Origin of the sequence: Nonomuraea sp. NPDC049784 (assembly GCF_040659615.1) — a bacterium.
Lineage (GTDB): Bacteria > Actinomycetota > Actinomycetes > Streptosporangiales > Streptosporangiaceae > Nonomuraea.
In genome coordinates, this window is the sequence record NZ_JBFAMX010000046.1 from 1 (window position 1) to 18,921 (window position 18,921).

Consider the following 18,921-nt stretch of genomic DNA (forward strand, 5'->3'; position numbering starts at 1 on the left):
CGCAGCCCGCGTTCCGCCGCCTGCGCGAGGCGCTCGCGGTCCGTGCCCGGGTCCTCGCGCGCCAGCGCGGTCAGGATCGCCTCGGTGGCGCTCAGGGTCGGCACGAGACCGTACCCGTCCGGCGCGCCCCAGGCTCCGTCCGGACGCTGGGTGCCGATCAGGTAGTCGATCCGGTCCAGGTGACCCGTCAGCCAGGGGGCCAGCGCGACCACCCGGCCGGTCTCGTAGACCGACGGCGACACCTGTCCCCACGGCCGGAGCATGAGGCTCTCGATCAGTTCGCCGGCGTGCGTGGCGAGGTCGGCCGCCGCCTCGGCGGTGATGCCTGCGTGGCTCATGTCTGCGGGTTCCGCTCGATCGGGACCAGCCGCAGCATGATCTGCTGCTTCGGCCGTGCTGACGCTCCCGGCAGGGCGGTGAGCGGCTGGGGGTTGGTCTGCACCAGCCGGTACTTGCTCAGCAGGTTGGCGATGACCAGCGGGGCCTCGATGCGGAACAGGTTCTGGCCGAGGCACGAGTGCGGGCCCGCGCCGAAGGGGAAGAACGCGTAACGATGCTTGGGCGTGGCGCCGTCGCCGGCCCAGCGCCCGGGATCGAACTCCAGGGGCCGGTCCCAGAACTCCGGCAGGCGGTGGGTGGTGTACGGGCTGATCAGAACCTGCGAGCCGGCCTTGATCCGGACGCCGCCGATCTCCGTGTCCGTCACCGCCTGGCGGGGGATGAGCCAGCCCGCCGGATACAGCCGCAACAGCTCCTGCAGGACGGTGTGGAGGTAGCTGAGCCGGGGCACGTGCTCAGGCCGTACCGGCTCCTGGCCCACCACGTCGTCGATCTCCTCATGGAGCCGGGCGCTGACGTCGGGATGATCGTTCAGCACCGCCCACAGCCAGGTCAGCGACATCGCCGTGGTCTCGGTGGCCGTGGCGTACATGCTCACCAGGTCGTCGCGGACCTGCTCCAGATCCACCCTGCCGTCCTGCTGCTCCCTGGCCATGAGCAGCACCGCGATCAGGTCGGCCTTGCCGCTGCGGGCGCCCTCGCGGCGCGCCTGCTCGATGAGGGGATAGACGATCTCGTCGATGTTGTTCGTGGCTCTCATGTACGCGCGATCGCCGGGAACCCTGATCGAGTACGGAATGAAGGGAAAGAGCAGCCGGAAGGCGATCGACGTGGCGCAGGTGGCGAACTCCGGCGCCAGCCGCTCGGCGGTGTCGCGCGAGATGCGGCCGCCGAAGAGGACCTTGACGATGGCCTGGTTGATGATCGCCGTCATCTGGTCGGCGGCGTCGATCGGCTGGCCCGTCCACGCGTGCACGTCGAGCTCGAGGACGCGCTCGGCGATGGCGTCGGCCATGTCCTCGGCCAGGGTGGCCGTGTACTTGGCGGTGAAGAGCGGCTGGAGGATCTTCCTGGCGTCCGTCCACTCCGCGCCCTCGCGCAGGATGCCCTTGCCGGTCAGGCGCCGTACGGGCCGCCAGAACATGCCCTCGCGCGCGAAGTTGTTCCACTCCGCGGTGAGCACCTGCTGGACGTGGTCGGGGTGTGAGACGAGATAGGGGCGGAAGGGGCCGAGGTCGACCCGGACGACCTGTCCCGAGGCCTCTGCGCCCATCCTGGCCAGCTCGGCGACCGGGTCTTTCAGCAACCGGGGGATGGCCCGGTAAAAGGGGACGACTTGGGGGCTGATCACGGAGGTTTCCGTGGCGTACGACATGGCGGCGATCCCCGATCCGAATGCGATATACGACTAAGAGCTAGCTATGCGGCTTTATCGTGCTTGCTGGAAATTTGTCCGCTTTGTCGTATTTTGGAGGAGGTGGTGGCGGCCCTCCCGGTGGGGCGGAGTTCATCGCCACGAGTACTCCCTCCATCGCGTACGGTGTCCGTCTCACGTCACGGACATTTCCTGACAAATGTCAATTGATGGGTGGAGTATCACATGCTTATGCATGTAGATTCAAGATCGTACCGGGGTAGGAGCACCGTTTGAATCTCAGCCATCCATTGGGCGGCGACGCCATGGCCCGTTTCCGGGGCCTTCTCGAACCGGCTCTCCGTGAGGCGGTCTCGGCCCTGCATCCGTGGGGCGCCGGGATGGCCGCGTTCGCTCTGGGCTGGTCGGATGCGGACGGCCGGCCACACAACGGCGACGGCGGCAAGGGCGTGCGGCCGGCCATCGTCATGCTCAGTGCCGAGGCCGTCGGCGGCACCGCCGAGTCCGCGCTGCCCGGGGCGGTGGCGGTGGAGTTGGTGCATGCTTTCTCACTGGTGCACGACGACATCATCGATCACGACGAGCGGCGGCGGCACCGGGAGGCCCTCTGGAAGGCGTACGGCGTGGGCCCGGCGCTCCTGGCCGGCGACGCGCTCCTCGCCCTGGCCATCAACCAGCTCTCCGGGTCGCCCGAGGCGATGAAGTACCTGTCGGCGGCGCTGATCGAGCTCGTCAACGGGCAGACCGCCGACATGGCCTTCGAGAACCGGCCCTGGCGCGGGCCCAACGCGGTCACCATCTCCGAGTACACGGCGATGGCCGCGGGCAAGACCGGCGGCCTGCTGGGCGCCGCCGCGGCCGCGGGGGTCTCCCTCGGGGGCGCGCCGGAGCTCGCCGGGAGCATGTGGGAGATGGGATTGGACCTGGGGGTGGCCTTCCAGATCGCAGACGACATGCTGGGCATCTGGGGTGACCCGCGCAGGACGGGCAAGCCCGTGTACTCCGACTTGCGGCGCGACAAGAAGACCTTTCCCATCCTCGCCGCCCTCGCCGCCGACCACCCCGCCGCCCGCGAGCTCTCCGCCCTCCTCTCGGCCGGTGTCTCGGGCGAGGACTCGCTACGCCACGCCGCCCGCCTGGTGGAGCAGGCCGGCGGCCGCGCCGCCGCCCAGGCCCAGGCCGATCGGCACCTCGCTTCGGCGCTGGCGGTCATGGACGAATGCCTGCCGGGCGCGACGGACCTGCGCGCCCTCTGCGCCTCACTGGTGAACCGCGCCCACTGACCTCCGCACCCGCCCCGGCACCTGCGCCTGTGCGCGCACGCACGTCGGCTCCCTGCGTGTGCAGGCCCCGCCGCGCCTCGCCGTGTACGCCCACAATCGCCACCTCGCTAGGCGTCCCTCGCCGCGCCCCCCGCGTGGACGGGCCCATCGCGCCAGGTTTCTTCTGGCGCGGGAGCGTGTCCATGCGCTGGGTGCGCGGTGGACCCGTACGGAGCGGGCGCAGCGGGACGCCGTACGCGCGTCAGGGGCGGGAGGCCTCGTCCAGGAGGGTCAGCTCTTCCTCGCTCAACGCCAGCTCCGCGGCCGCCAGCAGGGGCTCGAGCTGGGCCACGTCCCGGGCGCTGGCGATCGGCGCCGCGATCGTGGGCTGGGCGGCGAGCCAGGCGAGCGCCACCGTGGCCGGAGCCACCGCGCGCTCGGCCGCCACCTTGGTCAGCGCGTCCAGGGCCCGGCGCCCGTGCTCCTTCTGCAGGTACTCGGCCGCCACCCCCGCCCGAGGGCTGTCGATCGTCACACCCGGCGCGTACTTGCCGGTCAGGAACCCGCGCGCCAGCCCGAAGTACGGCGTGCTGGACAGCCCCTCCCGGGCCACCACGTCCCGCAGCTCGCTCTCGTAACCGCGCTCGACCAGGTTGTACTGCTGCTGCAGGGCCACATAGCGTGCCAGCCCCTCCTCGTCGGAGGTCTTGAGCGCCTCCGCCAGCCGGTCCGCGCCGTAGTTGGATGCCCCGGCGTACCGGATCTTGCCCTCGCGGATCAGCGCGTCGAACGTCGCCAGCGACTCCACCAGCGGCGTGTCGTGGTCGTCCACGTGCGCCCAGTAGAGGTCGATGTAGTCGGTACGGAGCCGGCGCAGCGAGTCCTCGACCGCCGTCCGGATGGTCGCGGGGGCCAGCCCCTTCAGCCCCTCCAGCATGCCGACCTTGGTGGCGAGCACGATCGAGTCGCGGTTGCGGCGGGTGTGCAGCCACTCGCCGATGATCATCTCCGAGGTGGACTCGCCGGTCACCCAGTACGGGTAGACGTCGGCGGTGTCGAGGAAGTTGCCGCCGCCCTCGACGTACGCGTTCAGCACCGCGAACGCGGACTCCTTGTCAGCCGTCCAGCCGAAGACATTTGTACCGAGCGATATCGGGAAAACGGACAGGTCCGTCGTGCCTACTGATCTCATTACGCCATTATCGGCACCCTCACTGTGCAGGCCCGATGCCACCCCCTCGCTCAGTGACGGGGTGGACGACAGGTCGAGGCCACGTCCAGGGCCCTGCCGAGCGACTCGCCCGCGACTGCCTCGTACGCCGGCTCGCCACGGTAGACGGCGGCGACACTGCCCAGAACGGCCACGCCGGGCGCCCCCGCCCTTCGCGGCCGGCGTACCCGACATGACCACGGCCGAGGCGATCGCCGGCGCGCCGTTCCCCGCGCCGACCAGCGTCAGCGCGCCCGCGATCGGCCAGTAACCCAGCGGGCTCGGCGCCAGGTAGAGCAGCTGGAACCCCAGCCCGGTCCCCGCCAGGCCGCCCGCCGGCACCGTACGCACGCCGATCCGCGCGGCCGGCACCGGAGCCGGCGGTGAGGCGACGAGTGCGGCCGGGTGGCGGGCAGCAGTCGCACGCCCGTCTCCAGCGGCGAGTAGCCGCGTAGGAGCAGCAGCGACCGCGGGGCGTGGCGCAACGGGGTCGGACGGGCAGGGCCGGGCACGGGGGTCTCGCCTTCCCGGGATGGCGGTGAAGTCGCAGGTGGCGCTATCGTGCGAGCTGTGGTGATCGGTGACGCGCGCACGCGCATCCTGGACGCGGCCGAGGAGTTGTTCGCGGGCGGCGGCTACGAGGCCACCCCGACCGCGGTCATCGCCCGGCTGGCGAAAGTGCCCAAAGGGCTGATCTTCCACTACTTCCCGCGCAAGATCGACGTACTGGTCGCCCTCGTCGACGAACGCACGCTGGTCGAGGAGGGGCGCGAGGTCGACGCGGTGCCCGGCGACCCGGCGCGCACGCTGTCCAAGCTGGCGCGCGGCCTCCCGCTGCGGGCCTCACCTGCGATGCGACGCATCCTGTTCAGGGAGGCCGACACCCATGGCTCGGTCAAGGAACGGCTCGGGCGGCTCAACGGCGAGCTGATCAGGCGCTCCAGGTTCGCGCTGGAGCTGGCGCTGCCCGGGGCGCGCGGGGACGCGGCCAGGCTGGAGGTGGCGGCGGCCACGTTCGCCGCCGTCCTGCTCTACCAGGAGAACCTCTGCCAGCTAACGGGCCACCAGATCGATCCCGACGCCGTCGCGGAACTCATCGCCCATTCGCTCGTCTAACAACTCGTCGAGCGCCGTACGCAGGTGGCCGAGCAGCCCCCACACGTCGTCCATCCGCTCAGGGCAGGCCACGATGCCGAAGTCAAGCATGCCGTCGTAGGAGAAGCAGGTGATGTTCAGGCCGCCGCTCATGTCGGTCAGCACGGACAGCGGGTAGTACGACAGCACTCTCCCGCCGCACAGATACAGCGGGAACTGCGGGCCCGGCACGTTGCTGACGATGAGGTTGACCGGCGGGAACGCCATCCCCGCCAGCCGGAAGATCGCCGGCGTGGCGAGGCTGGTCAGCGGGGCGGGCAGCATCGAGCACAGCTCGCTCAGCCAGGTCGCCGGGGCCAGCGCGAAACGCCGCTTGGCCCTGCTCATGGCGGTGCCGACGGCCTGGAGGCGCTCTCTGGGATCAGGAACGTTCGTGGGCAAGGGGGCGACCATGGCGGAGATCTGGTTGCCGACCAGATCCTTGGCCTCGGCCGTACGCACCGCCACGGGGACGGCGACGATCAGCGGCGCCTCCGGCAGCGCGTCGCGCTGCTGCAGCCACGAGCGCAGGGCCGAGGTGCACAGGCTCATGACGACGTCGTTGACGCTCATGCCGTTGGTCTTGGCGACGTTCTTGACGTCCTTGAGCGAGAGCGAGCCGAACGAGAGACGGCGGCGGGCGCTGATGGGGCCGTTGAGCGGGGTCCGGGGGACCGTGAGGCTGGGAAGCTCGGGGCGGTCGTGCCGGTCGCCGGAGACCAGCCGCGCGGCCTTGGCGATGAGCTTGGCGCCGGGGATGCCCGCCGCCAGCGGGATGGCGTCCAGGTCCTCGGCCGCCCTGACGACCGACTGGACGGCCCGCACGGGGTGGGTCGCCGTCCGCATGGCCGCGCCTGCCAGCATGGCGACCAGCCCGGGCACGTCCTGCTCGGGCAGCCCGGGGATGCCCCGCTTCACCGGTACGGGAACGTTGTTCGCGCTACCGCCGCCGTTCGCGCTGTTACCGCCGTTCGCGATGCCGCGGCCGTTCACCGCGGGGCCGCCGTTAGCGGCGGAGCCATGATCCAAGGTGTCGGCGTCGTGGGCGGCGCGATCGACATCCAACGTGCGGTGGCCGTTCGTGCCGTGCCCGCCGTTCAAGCCGTCCGAGGCGCGGGCCGCTATCGGGCGGGTACGTGGCCGGGGGCGGTCGGCGTGCGCGGTGGAGAGGCCTCTCCTCGTGAGGTGGCCGTCAGGGGTGAGGTCGAGCAAGGTGGCGAGGGTTTCCGCGCCCGAGATGCCGTCGATGGCGGCGTGGTGCACTTTCGTGTAGACGCCGACCCTTCCGTCCGCCAGCCCGTTGATCAGGTGCATCTCCCACAGCGGGTGTGCCCGGTCCAGCCGGCGCGCGTGGATCGCCGCCACCGCCTCGGCCAGCTGCCAGTCGTCCCCGGGGGCAGGCAACGTCAGCTCGAAGAGATGGTTGTCGATGTCGAAGTCCGGGTCGGCCGCCCAGTACGGGTGGTCCAGCCCCAGCGGCACCTCCGCCAGCCGCAGGCTGAGCGCGGGCGACAGGTGGAGGCGCTCGAGCAGGAGCTCCGCCAGGGCCTCCCGGTTGACCGCTCCGTCAGCCGGGTCGAGGATCGCCAGGCCGGCCACGTGTGCGGCGGTGGTCGCGGTCTCGACATTGAGGAACTGGGCGTCGAGTGCGGTCAGCTGGCGCATCTGCTCTCCTTTTCCCGTGATCTGTGCAGCATCACACGAAGGGATTTCCGGAAGGTTTCCGCGAGAGTCTTTCAGATGAATTCAGGTGTGCCGTACCAGACTTTAGTGAATTCCCAGCTCAGTCGGGATCGGTGACAATTACCTATCCAATGACAACGTCAATGGGGTGGCGCACGACGGCGTTGAACCCGTACCCGAACGGGTGCCGCGGCGTGACCAGCGGCTGCGTGGCGCCCGTCTCGTCGGTGGCCCGCGCCATCAGCACCTGAGCCCCCGCATGGCGGGGGGCCCATGAAATGTGCCATGGCAGCCACGCGCTGACCAGGTGCTGCCCGTGATGTTCCGCCTGGCGCCAGCTGAGCCCGCCGTCGAAGCTGACCTCCACCCGGACGATCCTGCCCCGCCCCGACCAGGACCGTCCGCGCAGGATATGGGGGCCGGCGAGGGGCAGCCGCGCATTCCAGGGGAGTTCGAACGAGCTCTTCACCGGCTGGACCGTGACGTCCGGGTAAAAGACCGTGTTCCATGGCGTGAAAAGCTCTGTTGTTGAAACTTCTATATTGCCCAGCCATTTGATGGAGGCTATTCCCACCCATCCCGGCACCACCAGCCGCACCGGAAATCCATGGTCTGGGGGCAGCGGCTCGCCGTTCATTTCGTAGGCGACGAGGACGTCGTCCATGGCCTTGCCGATCGGCAGCGGCCTGCGCACGTGCCCGTGATCCTCGAACGGCGCGTCGAGCCCGGTCGGCAGCACGTCGACCGCCCCGGGGAGCAGCCCGACCTCCTTGAGCAGGTACTTCAACGGCACCCCGCGCCACCGCGCGACCCCGATTGCGCCCAGCCCCCACTGCGTGCCCGGGGCGGCGTCGTGCTGCTGCGTGCCGTAGAACCGCCGCCCGTTCCCGGCGCACTCGATCGCCACGTCGAACGTCCGCGACGGCATGGCCCGCAGCTGCTCGTAGCTGAACTCGCGCGGACATCGAACGCCCGCGCCGTGTACCCGCAGCCGCCATGTGGTGACATCGATGATCGGGGTCGAGGTGTGGTTCCGCACGAAGAACCGGTCGTTCGGGGTGTGGTATCCCTGCCCCGACATGGCCTCCCACCGCATCTCCGCGTTCAGGCCGTGCACTCTGAACAGGTGGTCGGGCAGCGGCTTCACGATCGCCGCCGTCGCTTGCTTCATGGCAGTCACCTCCTAGTACTTATTTCCTACCTGTAAACCATTTAATCTCCTCAGGCCGTTCCATGGCGCCCCTCGTTGCCAAACTCTGTCCGACCAGTACAGGAACGTTCCACTTCTCCACCTCGGGCCTTACCCGACGCGGGGGAGCCGGGAACCGACCCCCGGCCCGGCTATCCCGCCCCTCGACGGCCCATGTCACCAGCCCTGTCGGCTGTGGCGCCGGCGACCGCCATTTGGTCCCTCTCCCGCCCGTCGGAAGCCCGTGTGACCAGCCCTGCCAGCTGAGGCGCCAGTGAGCGCGGACCGCAACTCGGTCTCCCGCTCCGGCCTGCACCTCGGTGGTACGTGTCACCAGCCCTGCAAGCCCTGACGTCAGCGGGCGGACCGCCCCACCGCCGACCGCCTACCCGCCGGGTGTCGTCGATCGCCTCGGACGCTCCCTGCTGGTGCCGCCAACGCCACGGACGTTCCCCGTCGACCGGCTGCAGCCGCGGGCATGATCGCCTGCCCTGTCGGGTCACTGACGTGGATGCCCCTGGTGGTCGTGCTTTCCGGTTCGGCGTCGCTCGGCCCGGATGCGAAGGAGTTCGGCGGTGGTCTCATCGGCCGGCAGGAACGCCTCCAGGTGGAGTTCGGCGAGCGTGATGTCGGTCGCAGTGGCGAACGAGGTCAGCGTGGTGATCAGACGGAGCTCGCCGTCGGCCGACGCCAACCGCATCGGTACGGAGAAGCCGAGGTGTCCGGGGCCGACCGGGGTCTGTGGGACGTATTCGGCCAGCTCGGCGACGAAGGCGTCCAGGCGCGGGTCCGGACTCCGCCGCGCCCTGGCTCGAAGGTTCTCGATGACATGTCGGCCCCACTCGTTTAGGTTTCGCACTCTGCGGCCCATCCCGTCCGGGTGGAGCATCAGGCGCAGCATGTTGACCGGCGGTGCGAGCAGCTCGGGGGAGGCGTCCTCGGTGAACACCTCGACGGCGTCGTTGGCCGCCACCACCCGCCCGTAGGGTGCGATGACGAGCGCCGGATACGGCATATGTCCGTGCAGGATCTGCTCAAGGGCCACGCGGACCGGGCGCAGCGCGGATTCGTCCAAGCCTGATTCGGCGAACATCGGCGCATACCCGGCCACGGTGAGCAGATCGTTACGCTCCCGCAGCGTCAGGCCGAGCGACTCGGCCAGCCGGATCACGAGCGGCCGACCGGGCTGGGAGCGACCACTCTCGATGAAGCTCAGGTGACGCTGGGTCGTGCCGGCCAGCGTGGACAATTCGAGCTGGCTGAGCCGACGCGCCCGGCGCCAGCGACTCAGCTCCGCGCCGACGCCGCTCCGTTCAATCGTGCTGCTCACCAGACATTTCTATCGAGTCCCATCCACACCGGCGATTCCCTCGAGGGAATTGCTGGACGCCCCGGACACCGCGGAGGATCGCGGCATGGAGCGTGAGACCGCCCCCGAAATCGTCCGCCGACTGACCGTTCCCGGCGCCGCGGGGCCGGCCTTCACGCATGATCACGAGATCGTGAAAGGTCGTTCAAATGAGGAGCTATCACCTTGATCCGGGGCATGGCCTCACCGGGCTGACGGTCCAGGACCACGACGAACCGGAACCTGGGCGTGGGCAGGTCGTGGTCAAGGTTCGCGCGAACTCGCTCGGTTTCCGTGACCTGATGGTGCTGGCCGGCAACTATCCGCTGCCGATCAGGCCCGGCGTGGTGCCCGGCTGTGAAGGGGCGGGGGAGGTCGTGGCCGTCGGCGAGGACGTCAGCCGGGTCAAGCCGGGCGACCGGGTGGCGGCCACCGTCTTTCCCCGCTGGTTGGATGGTCCGTTCATATGGGACAACGCCGCGCAGCTCGGGACGACGGTCGACGGCATGTTGACGGAGTACGCCGTACTGAGGGAGGACGGCGTCGTGCACATCCCGGAGCACCTGTCGTTCGAGGAGGCCGCAGCGCTGCCGTTGGCGGCGGTGACCGCCTGGAACGCCCTGACCACGGGCGGCGCGCTGCGCGCCGGAGCGACCGTGCTGACCTTGGGGTCGGGAGGCGTGTCGCTGTTCGTGCTGCAGTTCGCCAAGCTGGCCGGTGCCCGGGTGGTCGTGACCACGTCCAGTGCCGCCAAGGCCGAGCGGCTGAAAGCACTCGGGGCGGACGAAGTGATCAACTACCGGGATGACCCGCAATGGTGGGAGAAGGTCCGTGCCCTCACCCACGGTGTGGGCGCCGATCACGTCATCGATGCGACGGGGCCGCTCGAGCAGTCGCTGAAGTCCGTTGCGGTCAGCGGCGAGGTCGCCTTCGTCGGCTACACGCTCTCCGGCGCCGAGGGAGCCCGGCCCATCGACCCGGCGACCCTGTTCGGGGCGGGTGCGGTGCTGCGCCGCGTCGCCACGGGCAGCCGGACCCATTTCGTGGAGCTGAACCGCGCCGTCGAGGCCCATCGGCTGCGTCCGGTGCTCGATCGGGTGTTCCCGTTCGAAGATGCCCCAGACGCTTTCCGCTACGTGGAGTCGGGCGGCGGCTTCGGCAAAGTGATCATCAGTCGCGACTGACGGTCTGGACCTCGCGCACCGTGCCGAGCCCGCTGGTCGGCGATCGGGGATGGAGGTCACTGGCGCGTGGGTGGGGGCGGCTCGGTGCGGCTGGGCAATGTGGGCTTCACGATCGAGGCGAATGGTACGCCGGCGTTGAGGCGTTCGATCAAGGACAGGATGGCCGCATGGTCTCCGTTCTGGTGGAGCCAGCGGCTCACCTGGCAGGCGGACTTGGCGTACGTGCCGGGATCCTTGCTTGCTGTGCCCGTCCACTCCTCGAGCGTGGCAGGAAGCGGGGCGGTCGGCGCGACCAGGCAGCGGTCCGGGGACGACTTCGAGGCCAAGTAGCGAGGGTCGTCGGAGACCACGACGGCCAGGCCCTCATCGAACCACTGCGGGACCGCCGCTCCCGACGTGAGGCGGCTGTGGAGCTCGACGTGGGACATCTCGTGGGAGGAGATCACCGCGTTCACGCCCCGTGGCGACAGCATCACCGAGCGGTTGAGGATCGCTATGCCGCGTTCCTTACCGCCGCCGATGTGCTCGTAGCAGGACTCCGTCAGGCAGGCGAGCAGCGTGGGTGAGCTCACTCGAGTGCCATAGAAGGTCGCCACCCGCTTGCGGGCGTCCGCGGCCACCTGCCTTATCTGTGATCTCTGGGCTTCTGAGAGGCCGGGCTCGGCGTAGACGCCCTGCTCCAGCTCGGTGAGGCCGTAGCAACCGGGGCAGGTGGTCGCGGCCACCGAAGGAAAGGCCAGGACGACTCCGGCGACGGCGGCGACCAGCAGGGCCGTCAGCGCCGCCAGGATCCGGGCCCACAGCTTGCGCGGCCGGTCTCTCAGCATCCTCTTCATCTGTAGCGGTGGCCTCCGTGGTGGCGGGCGGGCTGGCGGGAACACTCTTTCGTATTCTTGGCCGCGGCACATCCGCCCAGAGTTTGTCATCCTCAGGGTTGACGGCGGCCGATGAACGTCTCGTTTCAGGTTGCCAGGGTGGGCTGCTCGACGTGCCCGTCGGCGAGCTGTGCGCGGCCCGGTTGATCATTGTCCGGCGGGGCCCTCGCCGGAGACGACCTCGCGATCGCGTTGGCGCACTCGAGCTGATTACCGGATCGCGATCGCTTCCTTCAGGACGTCCGTCAATGGCACCGCAGGCCGGCCGAGGATGCGGGCGAGTGTCGGGCCGGCCGGTGCGAACTCGCCCTGCCGGCTGGCGAGGAAGATGCCGAGGAGCATGTCGGCCGCCGGCTTGGGCAGGCCGTGCGCGAGCAGGCTCGCGTGGTAGTCGGCGTCGGGTACGAGGACCCGGCGGATCGGCCGGCCGGTGAGCTCTGCGGCGATCGCCGCGATGCCGGCCATGTCGATCGCGTCTGGACCGGTGAACGCGGGCGTCACCCCGTCGAGGTCCTCGGTTGTGAGAGCGAGCGCCGCCACCTCGGCGAGATCGGCGTGGGCAGTCCATGCGACCGGCCCGTCCTGCGGCGCGATCAGTTCACCTGTCTCGAGGGCGGCGCCGAGCAGCATGGCGGCCGAAGAGGCGTAGAAGCCGTTGCGCAGCGCCGTGAAGGGTACGCCTGACTCCCGGAGCAGCGCTTCGGTGGCGGCGTGGTCCGGCATGGGTGGAAAGGGGGAGGACGGGTTTGAGCCCATGTGGCTGGTGTAGACGATGCGGCCGGCTCCGGCGGCCGCCGCAGCCTTGATCGCCATGCCGTGCCGGCTCACAGCCTCCTCGCCGGTGGTGTCGACCGACACGACCAAGACCTTCGACGCCCCCTCGAAGGCGTGGGCGAGGCTTGCCGCGTCGGTGAAGTCGCCCCGGCGGACGCGCACGCCCCGCTCTTTGAGCGCCCGGGCCTTTTCCGTGTCACGCACACTTACGCCGATCTGCTCGGCGGGGACGTCATCGAGGAGCCTCTCGGTGACCGCGCGGCCAAGCATGCCGTTGGCTCCGGTAACGATGATCATGCCAGATCTCCCAGCTGTTTCCGATGATAACGTCGGAAGCGTGTCAGTGGAAACGAATAGCTGATAACAAAAATCTGTTATCGTTGGAACCATGGAGAAGGGTGACCTGACCACCGCGGACGGGGCCCGCGACCGCATCATCGCCGCCGCCATCCGGCTGCTCACGGAAGGTGGGCCCGACGCGGTCTCGACCAGGGCGGTAAGCACCGCTGCCGGTGTGCAGCCCCCGGCCATCTACCGGCTCTTCAGCGACAAGCAGGGCCTGCTCGACGCGGTGGCGACCCACGGCTTCACGGTCTACCTGAGCAGCAAGACGAGCGTCGAACCCACCGGTGACCCGGTCGAGGACCTTCGCGCCGGCTGGGATCTGCACGTCGGTCTCGGCCTGGCCAACCCGGCGCTGTACACGCTGATGTACGGCCAGCCCCGTCCCGGTGCGTCCTCACCGGCGGCCCACGCCGCCGCCGAGATCCTCGCCCAGCACATCCGGCGGATCGCCGAGGCCGGTCGGCTGCGCATCCCCGAGGAGCGTGCCGCGGCCCTCGTCCACGCGGCCGGCTGCGGCACGACACTCACGCTCATCGCCACGCCGGAGCACCGCCGCGACCCGGCGCTGTCCCACGCGGTCCGCGAGGCGGTCATCGCGGCGATCACCACAGACGCGCCCGCCACTGCCGCGCCCGGTCCCATGGCGGCCGCCGTCGCCCTCCGCGCGGTCCTGCCGCAAAGCGACGCCCTGACCGCCTCGGAGCGAAACCTCATGCGAGACTGGCTTGACCGCATCGCCGAAAGAGCCCCATGACCATCCGCCGGACTGATGTGACACAGGATTGATGCATCTGACATACCGGCTGGACGCAGCACGAGTTGCGGCACCCTGGGCTCCAGCATCTCGCCGAGGCCGGCCGTACCGCACCCGAGCTTCAGTCCAAGTCCCGCCACCTGGCCGGCCGCCTTGCTGGGGCAGTGCCCTCATTCCGAGGGCGCGGTGCTCCCTCGGATCTCCGCCGCCGCAACGGTGGTCTTCGGCCCATGCGCATCAGCAGCGGGGAGCTTGATGGCAGCGACCAGAAGGGCCACGCTCGCGCCGATGCTCAGAACATGTTCGATCACCGCGACAACGGGATATTCCGCCGGCATGTAGTCCCAGGGCCGGATGACGGCCAGCGGAAGCTTCCAGCAACTCCAGGCGAACAGCGACCCCGAAGCCGCGAATACCAGCGTCATCGGAACCCACAGCGGCAGCCGGGCAGGGCGACGACGATCGAGCGCCAGCATGCTCCAGCCACCGATCAGAGCCCACAGTCCCGCGTTCCCGTTCAGCAGTCGCCCGTTGAGATCCAGATGGGCGGGATCCAGACCGATCGTCCCGCCGAACCCCCAGTACAGCCAGAGCAAGCCCAGCACCACGGCCGCGAGCATCCCCGGCCTGGCCCAGCGTGAGACGCGGGGCCGGCTCTGTCCGACCCGCCCCAGGAAATGACTCGGCCATCTCTCCCTCAGGTAGATCGGAAGGGCCACTGCCAGCCCTGCCGCCATCCCGGCGAAACCGATGCCGATGAAGACCGTCTCCCACCCGGGCACCGACTCCGCGCCACCGGCTTGGCCGCCGCCCTGGTCCACGCCGGACGCATCGAGGACCGCGCTGATCATCATGTACGGGAGCATCGGAACCAAGAAGCCGGCCCCCACCCAGGAAAGGAAGATCACGGGAAGTGCGGGCAGCCGCCGCCCCCATCGCTGGGCCAACGCCAGTCCCAGCACGACCCCGGCCGCGGACATCCCCACCGTGACGGTGTTGAGCCCGACCCAGCCGGCGGTGCCGATGTCCGATGGCCCATGCCCGGCCAGCGCGGCCACGATCCAGATGACCTTGACCACCAGATAGAGCGACATCGTCACCGCGGCCGAATAGCCCGCTACTTTGCGTGCGGAGCTCCACCGCGCGCCGACGATCCCGGCGGCCGGCCGCACCTCCTGCCCTGGTGACCTCCGCGTCAATTGGCCCTCGCATTCTCCGTGCCGACGCCCGACACTGATGATCCTTCCGCCGGCCGCCCGCGCGGGGATCCCCCCTGGAGGGGAAGATCGCACGGGTCTTCCCTCAGATGGGCGATGGCAAGATCCCCCGTAAGGGGGGTGCGCACCGGCGGCTCAGCCGCGGTGAGGCGGGGGCGGCCAGTGGGGCACCGGCGCCAAGAGGAGGGAGCGAGATGTGAATCTACAACGTAAAGGGCGCCGCGTTGCCGGCCGAAGGGCTCTGGTGGCGTCGCCTTGTCGTGTCGAGAAGGCGACGCCGTTGGCGTTATCGGCCGAGGAAGGCCAGGAGCCGGTCCAGCGGCCAGGTGTTGATGACGTCATCCGTGGTCAGCCAGGCCCGCTGCGCGATCCCCACTCCGAACAGCTGGTTCGCCAGGTGCGGGATCGCGTGCGAGTCGCTGTCGATCGAGAACTTCACCCCGTGATGCTTGGCCAGCCGCACCAGGTCCGACGGCAGGTCGGACCGGTCAGGGAAGGAGTCGATCTCCATGGCGGTCCCCGTGCGGGCGGCCGCGCGGAAGACGGCGTCCCAGTCGGCGTCGACGGCCGGCCGCTTGCCGATCTTGCGGGTGGTCGGATGCCCGATGATGTCCACGTACGGGTTTTCGCAGGCCGCGATGAAGCGCCGGGTCATCTCGTCGCGTGACATCCCGAAATGGGAGTGCACCGAGGCCACGCACACGTCGAACTCGGCGAGGATCTCTCCGGGCCAGTCGACCGACCCGTCGGGGGCGATGTTGAGCTCCGTGCCGTGCAGGAGGCGCATGTCGGGGTATTTCTCTTGGAGCTCGGCCACCTGCCCCCGCTGCTCCAGCGCCTTGTCCAGGGTCATCCGCTGCATCGCCAGGTCGGGGGCGTGGTCGGTGACCGCGTAGTACGCGTAGCCGCGGGCGTGCCCGGCCGCCACCATGTCCTCCAGCGAGGCGATGCCGTCGGTCAGGTCGGTGTGGGTGTGCAGGTCGCCCTTCAGATCCTCCAGCCGCACCAGCGCCGGCAGCTCGCCGCGCAGCGCCGCCTTGACCTCGCCGCCGTCCTCGCGCATCGGCGGCGGCACGTACTGCATGCCGAGCGCGGCGTAGATGTCCTCCTCCGAGGCGGCGGCGATCACCCGCTCGCCCTCGAACAGGCCGTACTCCGACAGCTTCCAGCCCTTCTTCACCGCCATCTCCCTGATGGCGACGTTGTGCTCCTTGGAGCCCGTGAAGTACTGCATCGCCGCGCCCCACGACTCGGCGGGCACCACGCGGAGGTCGACCTGGATGCCGGACGTCGTGCGGATCGAGGTCTTCTTGTCGCCGGCCGCGATGACCTCGGCGACGTAGGGCTGGGCGCGGAAGCCGGCCATGATGGACTCGGGCGCGACAGCGAGGATGTCGATGTCGCCGATCGTGTCCTTCATCCGCCGCAGCGACCCCGCGTACGCCATGCGCTCGGCCTGCAGCGAGGCCATCACCTGCTCGGCCAGCGACATGGCGACGCCGATGTGGACGCGGCGGCCCGACTGCTCGAGCTGCTCGATGCCCTTGAGCAGGTTTGCCAGCGTCTTCGGGCCGAGGCCCTTGACGCCGTCGAGGCGGCCGGAGGTGATCGCCTCGCTCAACGCCGCGGGGGAGTCGATGCCGAAGTCCTCGAACAGCATGATCGCCGTCTTGGGCCCCAGCGTCGGCACCCGCGTCAGCCTGCGCACGCCCTCGGGCACCCGCCCCCGCAGGTCGTCGAGCTGGCGGAAGCTCCCGCGCTGCAGGAACTCCTCCATCTTCTTGGCGATCGCCTCCCCAACGCCGGGAACGCCGCGCACGTCGACCACCGAGATGTCCTCAGGGAACCCGGCGATGGCCTTGGCCGCCTTCTGGTAGCTGCGCACCCGGAAGGCGTCGCCGCCGCAGAGCGCGAACAACTCCGCGTATTCCTGCAGCGCCGCCGCCGCCTCCTCATTTGCCCGCATGCCCACACCCTAGAAGGTCGGGCCGACAATCCGGGAACCGTTAGAAGCGCACCTCTCGCGGGCGGTACGGCTCGCCGAGGAAGGTCAGCTCCGACTCCGTCAGCGACACCGACATGGCCGCCACGGCGTCGTCCACGTGCCGGTCCTTGGTGGCCCCCACGATCGGCGCGGTCACAGTCGGCTGGTGGAGCAGCCAGGCCAGCGCGACCTGGGCGGCCGGAAGGTCGCGGTCCCTGGCCACCTGCGCCACCCGGTCGATGATGGCCTTGTCGTTCTCCGGGTCGTACAGGAAGTCGATGCGCTCGTCGGAGCCCGTCCGCGCGGTCGTCGCCGACGAGCCCGCCCTGGCCAGCACGCCGCGCGCCAGCGGGCTCCACGGGATCACGCCCACGCCCTGGTCGGCGCAGAGCGGCAGCATCTCGCGCTCCTCCTCGCGGTAGAGGAGGTTGTAGTGGTTCTGCATCGAGACGAACTTGGTCCAGCCGTTCTGCTCGGCCACGTGCTGCGCCTTGGAGAACTGCCAGGCCCACATGGTCGAGGCGCCGATGTAGCGGGCCTTGCCGGCCTTGACCACGTCGTGCAGTGCCTCCATGGTCTCCTCGATGGGCGTCTCGTAGTCCCACCGGTGGATCTGGTAGAGGTCCACGTAGTCGGTGCCGAGGCGCTGGAGCGAGGCGTCGATGGCGGCGTGGATGTGCTTACGTGACAGCCCGCCGTCGTTGGCGCCCCTGCCCATGGGGAAGTACACCTTGGTCGCCAGCACGTAGTCCTCGCGCCGGGGGAAGATCGCGCGCAGCGCCTCGCCGGTCACCACCTCGCTGGCGCCCCGGCTGTAGGTGTCTGCGGTGTCGAAGAACGTCACGCCCGCGTCGGCGGCCCTGCGGATGATCGGCTCCGCCTCGTCGCGCGCCAGTGCCCACTGCTGCTTGGCGGGATCGCCGTAGCTCATCATGCCGAGGCAGATGCGGGAGACCTTCAAACCGGTGTTGCCAAGTCTTGCGTATTCCATGGCGCCTACGATACGGGTCCGATTGGTCCGGTTAATCAGGGGCGTCGCCACGGCTCCGCCGCCCGGGTAGCGCGGCTGAGGTGTCCTTGCGGTCGGCCAGGCTTACAACGTCTGCGGGCTCCCTGATCCTGACGTATTGACTCGATTGTGAAGAGTATTGCTTTGTAACGGTCAGACCAATAACCGGATTTTCGGCGAACGGACCCGGACTCCGGACGATCAGTGTCCGGAGCGAGGAATGATCATCGTGACGCCCGGCACCGATCCGATCGAGGCCAGCGCCTTGCCTGCGTCGGCCAGACCGATCGTGCGGGTGATGAGCTGGTCGGGGTGCAGGATCCCGGCCCTGATCATCTCCAGCATCGGCGGGTACGCGTGCGCGGCCATGCCGTGGCTGCCCAGCAGCCGCAGCTCGTAGCCGATCACCCGGCCCATCGGCACCGGAGTCGGCCCTCCCGGCAGCAGCCCAACCTGGACGTGACGGCCCTTGCGACGCAGGCTCTCGACGGAGGCGGCACATGTCTGCGGGCTGCCCAGCGCGTCGATGGAGACGTGAGCGCCGCCCCTGGTCAGCTCCCTGACCTGGGCCGCCGCGTCACCGGCCGAGCCGTTGACGAAGTGCGTGGCCCCGGCCAGCTCGGCCAGGTGCAGGGCGTCGGTGCTGACGTCCACGGCCACCACACGGGCCCCGGCCGCCGTCGCGATCATCACGGCCGACAGGCCCACGCCGCCGCAGCCGTGCACCGCCACCCACTCGCCGGGACGTACCTCGCCGACCTGCGCCACGGCGCGGAACGCGGTGGCGAAGCGGCAGCCGAGCCCGGCCGCCGTGACGAAGGCCATGTCCTCGGGGATCGCGATCAGGTTGACGTCGGCGTGGTCGATGGCCACGTACTCGGCGAACGAGCCCCAGTGCGTGAAGCCCGGCTGCGTCTGCCGCTCGCACACCTGCTGGTCGCCGGTGGCGCACGACGGGCACGAGCCGCAGGCGCAGATGAACGGGACGGTCACGCGCGCCCCCGGCAGCCAGCCGCGCACGTCGGAGCCGACCGCCTCGACGATGCCCGCCAGCTCGTGGCCCGGCACGTGGGGCAGGACCTTGATGTCGGGGTCGTGCCCCTGCCAGCCGTGCCAGTCGGAACGGCACAGCCCCGTCGCCTCGACCCTGATCACCGCCCCATGTGGCGCGGGGGACGGATCAGGCAGCTCGCGCACGTCGAGCTCTCCACCGAAGACATCAAAGGCGACCGCTTGCAT

At 69.7% G+C, this 18,921-nt stretch carries 15 protein-coding genes and 1 pseudogene; 4 read left to right on the forward strand and 12 right to left on the reverse strand.

Annotation, left to right across the window (positions count from 1 at the left end):
• Together AB0J09_RS13445 and AB0J09_RS13450 are read right to left on the reverse strand one after the other, a co-directional pair.
• A pseudogene (locus AB0J09_RS13445) lies at positions 1–338 on the reverse strand (hypothetical protein); the annotation flags it as partial.
• Positions 335–1,714, reverse strand: a complete 1,380-nt coding sequence (locus tag AB0J09_RS13450; protein WP_360689562.1) for a cytochrome P450 — start codon at positions 1,712–1,714, stop codon at positions 335–337. The gene AB0J09_RS13450 and the pseudogene AB0J09_RS13445, both read right to left, overlap by 4 nt.
• 272 nt (positions 1,715–1,986) lie before the next feature.
• On the opposite strand from AB0J09_RS13450, the gene AB0J09_RS13455 reads away from it, so the two are divergent.
• Entirely contained in the window at positions 1,987–2,997 is a 1,011-nt protein-coding gene (locus AB0J09_RS13455) for a polyprenyl synthetase family protein (RefSeq protein WP_360689564.1), read from the forward strand.
• A gap of 241 nt (positions 2,998–3,238) precedes the next feature.
• On the opposite strand, the gene AB0J09_RS13460 is transcribed toward AB0J09_RS13455, so the two are convergent.
• Positions 3,239–4,558: an aldo/keto reductase gene (locus AB0J09_RS13460; protein WP_360689566.1), complete on the reverse strand. Its 1,320-nt coding sequence runs from the start codon at positions 4,556–4,558 to the stop codon at positions 3,239–3,241.
• A gap of 198 nt (positions 4,559–4,756) precedes the next feature.
• Here AB0J09_RS13460 and AB0J09_RS13465 point away from each other — a divergent pair, with 198 nt between their 5' ends.
• Positions 4,757–5,302 (forward strand): TetR/AcrR family transcriptional regulator, encoded by a 546-nt coding sequence (locus AB0J09_RS13465; RefSeq protein WP_360689568.1) that lies wholly within the window; start codon positions 4,757–4,759, stop codon positions 5,300–5,302.
• On the opposite strand, the gene AB0J09_RS13470 is transcribed toward AB0J09_RS13465, so the two are convergent.
• From AB0J09_RS13470 to AB0J09_RS13480, 3 genes are all read right to left on the reverse strand, one after another.
• Positions 5,240–6,985, reverse strand: coding sequence for a wax ester/triacylglycerol synthase domain-containing protein (locus tag AB0J09_RS13470; RefSeq protein WP_360689570.1), 1,746 nt, complete (start codon positions 6,983–6,985; stop codon positions 5,240–5,242). The genes AB0J09_RS13465 and AB0J09_RS13470 overlap by 63 nt on opposite strands.
• 142 nt (positions 6,986–7,127) lie before the next feature.
• Entirely contained in the window at positions 7,128–8,174 is a 1,047-nt protein-coding gene (locus AB0J09_RS13475; protein ID WP_360689572.1) for a sulfite oxidase, read from the reverse strand.
• Positions 8,175–8,691: 517 nt separating this feature from the next.
• Complete coding sequence (locus tag AB0J09_RS13480) at positions 8,692–9,522, reverse strand: helix-turn-helix transcriptional regulator (RefSeq protein WP_360689574.1); 831 nt, start codon at positions 9,520–9,522, stop codon at positions 8,692–8,694.
• A gap of 188 nt (positions 9,523–9,710) precedes the next feature.
• Here AB0J09_RS13480 and AB0J09_RS13485 point away from each other — a divergent pair, with 188 nt between their 5' ends.
• Positions 9,711–10,724 (forward strand): NAD(P)-dependent alcohol dehydrogenase, encoded by a 1,014-nt coding sequence (locus AB0J09_RS13485; protein ID WP_360689576.1) that lies wholly within the window; start codon positions 9,711–9,713, stop codon positions 10,722–10,724.
• 56 nt (positions 10,725–10,780) lie between these two features.
• Here the strand turns inward: AB0J09_RS13485 and AB0J09_RS13490 are convergent, their stop codons facing one another.
• Together AB0J09_RS13490 and AB0J09_RS13495 are read right to left on the reverse strand one after the other, a co-directional pair.
• Complete coding sequence (locus tag AB0J09_RS13490) at positions 10,781–11,551, reverse strand: hypothetical protein (protein ID WP_360689578.1); 771 nt, start codon at positions 11,549–11,551, stop codon at positions 10,781–10,783.
• A gap of 258 nt (positions 11,552–11,809) precedes the next feature.
• Positions 11,810–12,670 carry an NAD(P)H-binding protein gene (locus AB0J09_RS13495; RefSeq protein WP_360689580.1) on the reverse strand — a complete coding sequence of 287 codons (861 nt, stop codon included), beginning with the start codon at positions 12,668–12,670 and terminating at the stop codon, positions 11,810–11,812.
• Positions 12,671–12,761: 91 nt separating this feature from the next.
• On the opposite strand from AB0J09_RS13495, the gene AB0J09_RS13500 reads away from it, so the two are divergent.
• Positions 12,762–13,472 (forward strand): TetR/AcrR family transcriptional regulator, encoded by a 711-nt coding sequence (locus AB0J09_RS13500; RefSeq protein WP_360689582.1) that lies wholly within the window; start codon positions 12,762–12,764, stop codon positions 13,470–13,472.
• A 170-nt stretch (positions 13,473–13,642) separates the two neighbouring features.
• Here AB0J09_RS13500 and AB0J09_RS13505 read toward each other — a convergent pair whose 3' ends face one another.
• The 4 genes from AB0J09_RS13505 to AB0J09_RS13520 all read right to left on the reverse strand — a co-directional run bounded on the left by AB0J09_RS13505 (position 13,643) and on the right by AB0J09_RS13520 (position 18,921).
• Positions 13,643–14,644 carry a hypothetical protein gene (locus tag AB0J09_RS13505; protein WP_360689584.1) on the reverse strand — a complete coding sequence of 334 codons (1,002 nt, stop codon included), beginning with the start codon at positions 14,642–14,644 and terminating at the stop codon, positions 13,643–13,645.
• A gap of 331 nt (positions 14,645–14,975) precedes the next feature.
• A complete protein-coding gene (polX, locus tag AB0J09_RS13510; protein WP_360689586.1) occupies positions 14,976–16,655 on the reverse strand; it encodes a DNA polymerase/3'-5' exonuclease PolX in 1,680 nt (559 codons plus the stop codon).
• A 40-nt stretch (positions 16,656–16,695) separates the two neighbouring features.
• The gene (locus tag AB0J09_RS13515; RefSeq protein WP_360689588.1) at positions 16,696–17,664 is read right to left on the reverse strand and encodes an aldo/keto reductase; all 969 of its coding nucleotides are present in this window, start codon (positions 17,662–17,664) and stop codon (positions 16,696–16,698) included.
• A 219-nt stretch (positions 17,665–17,883) separates the two neighbouring features.
• Positions 17,884–18,921: a zinc-dependent alcohol dehydrogenase family protein gene (locus tag AB0J09_RS13520; RefSeq protein ID WP_360689590.1), complete on the reverse strand. Its 1,038-nt coding sequence runs from the start codon at positions 18,919–18,921 to the stop codon at positions 17,884–17,886.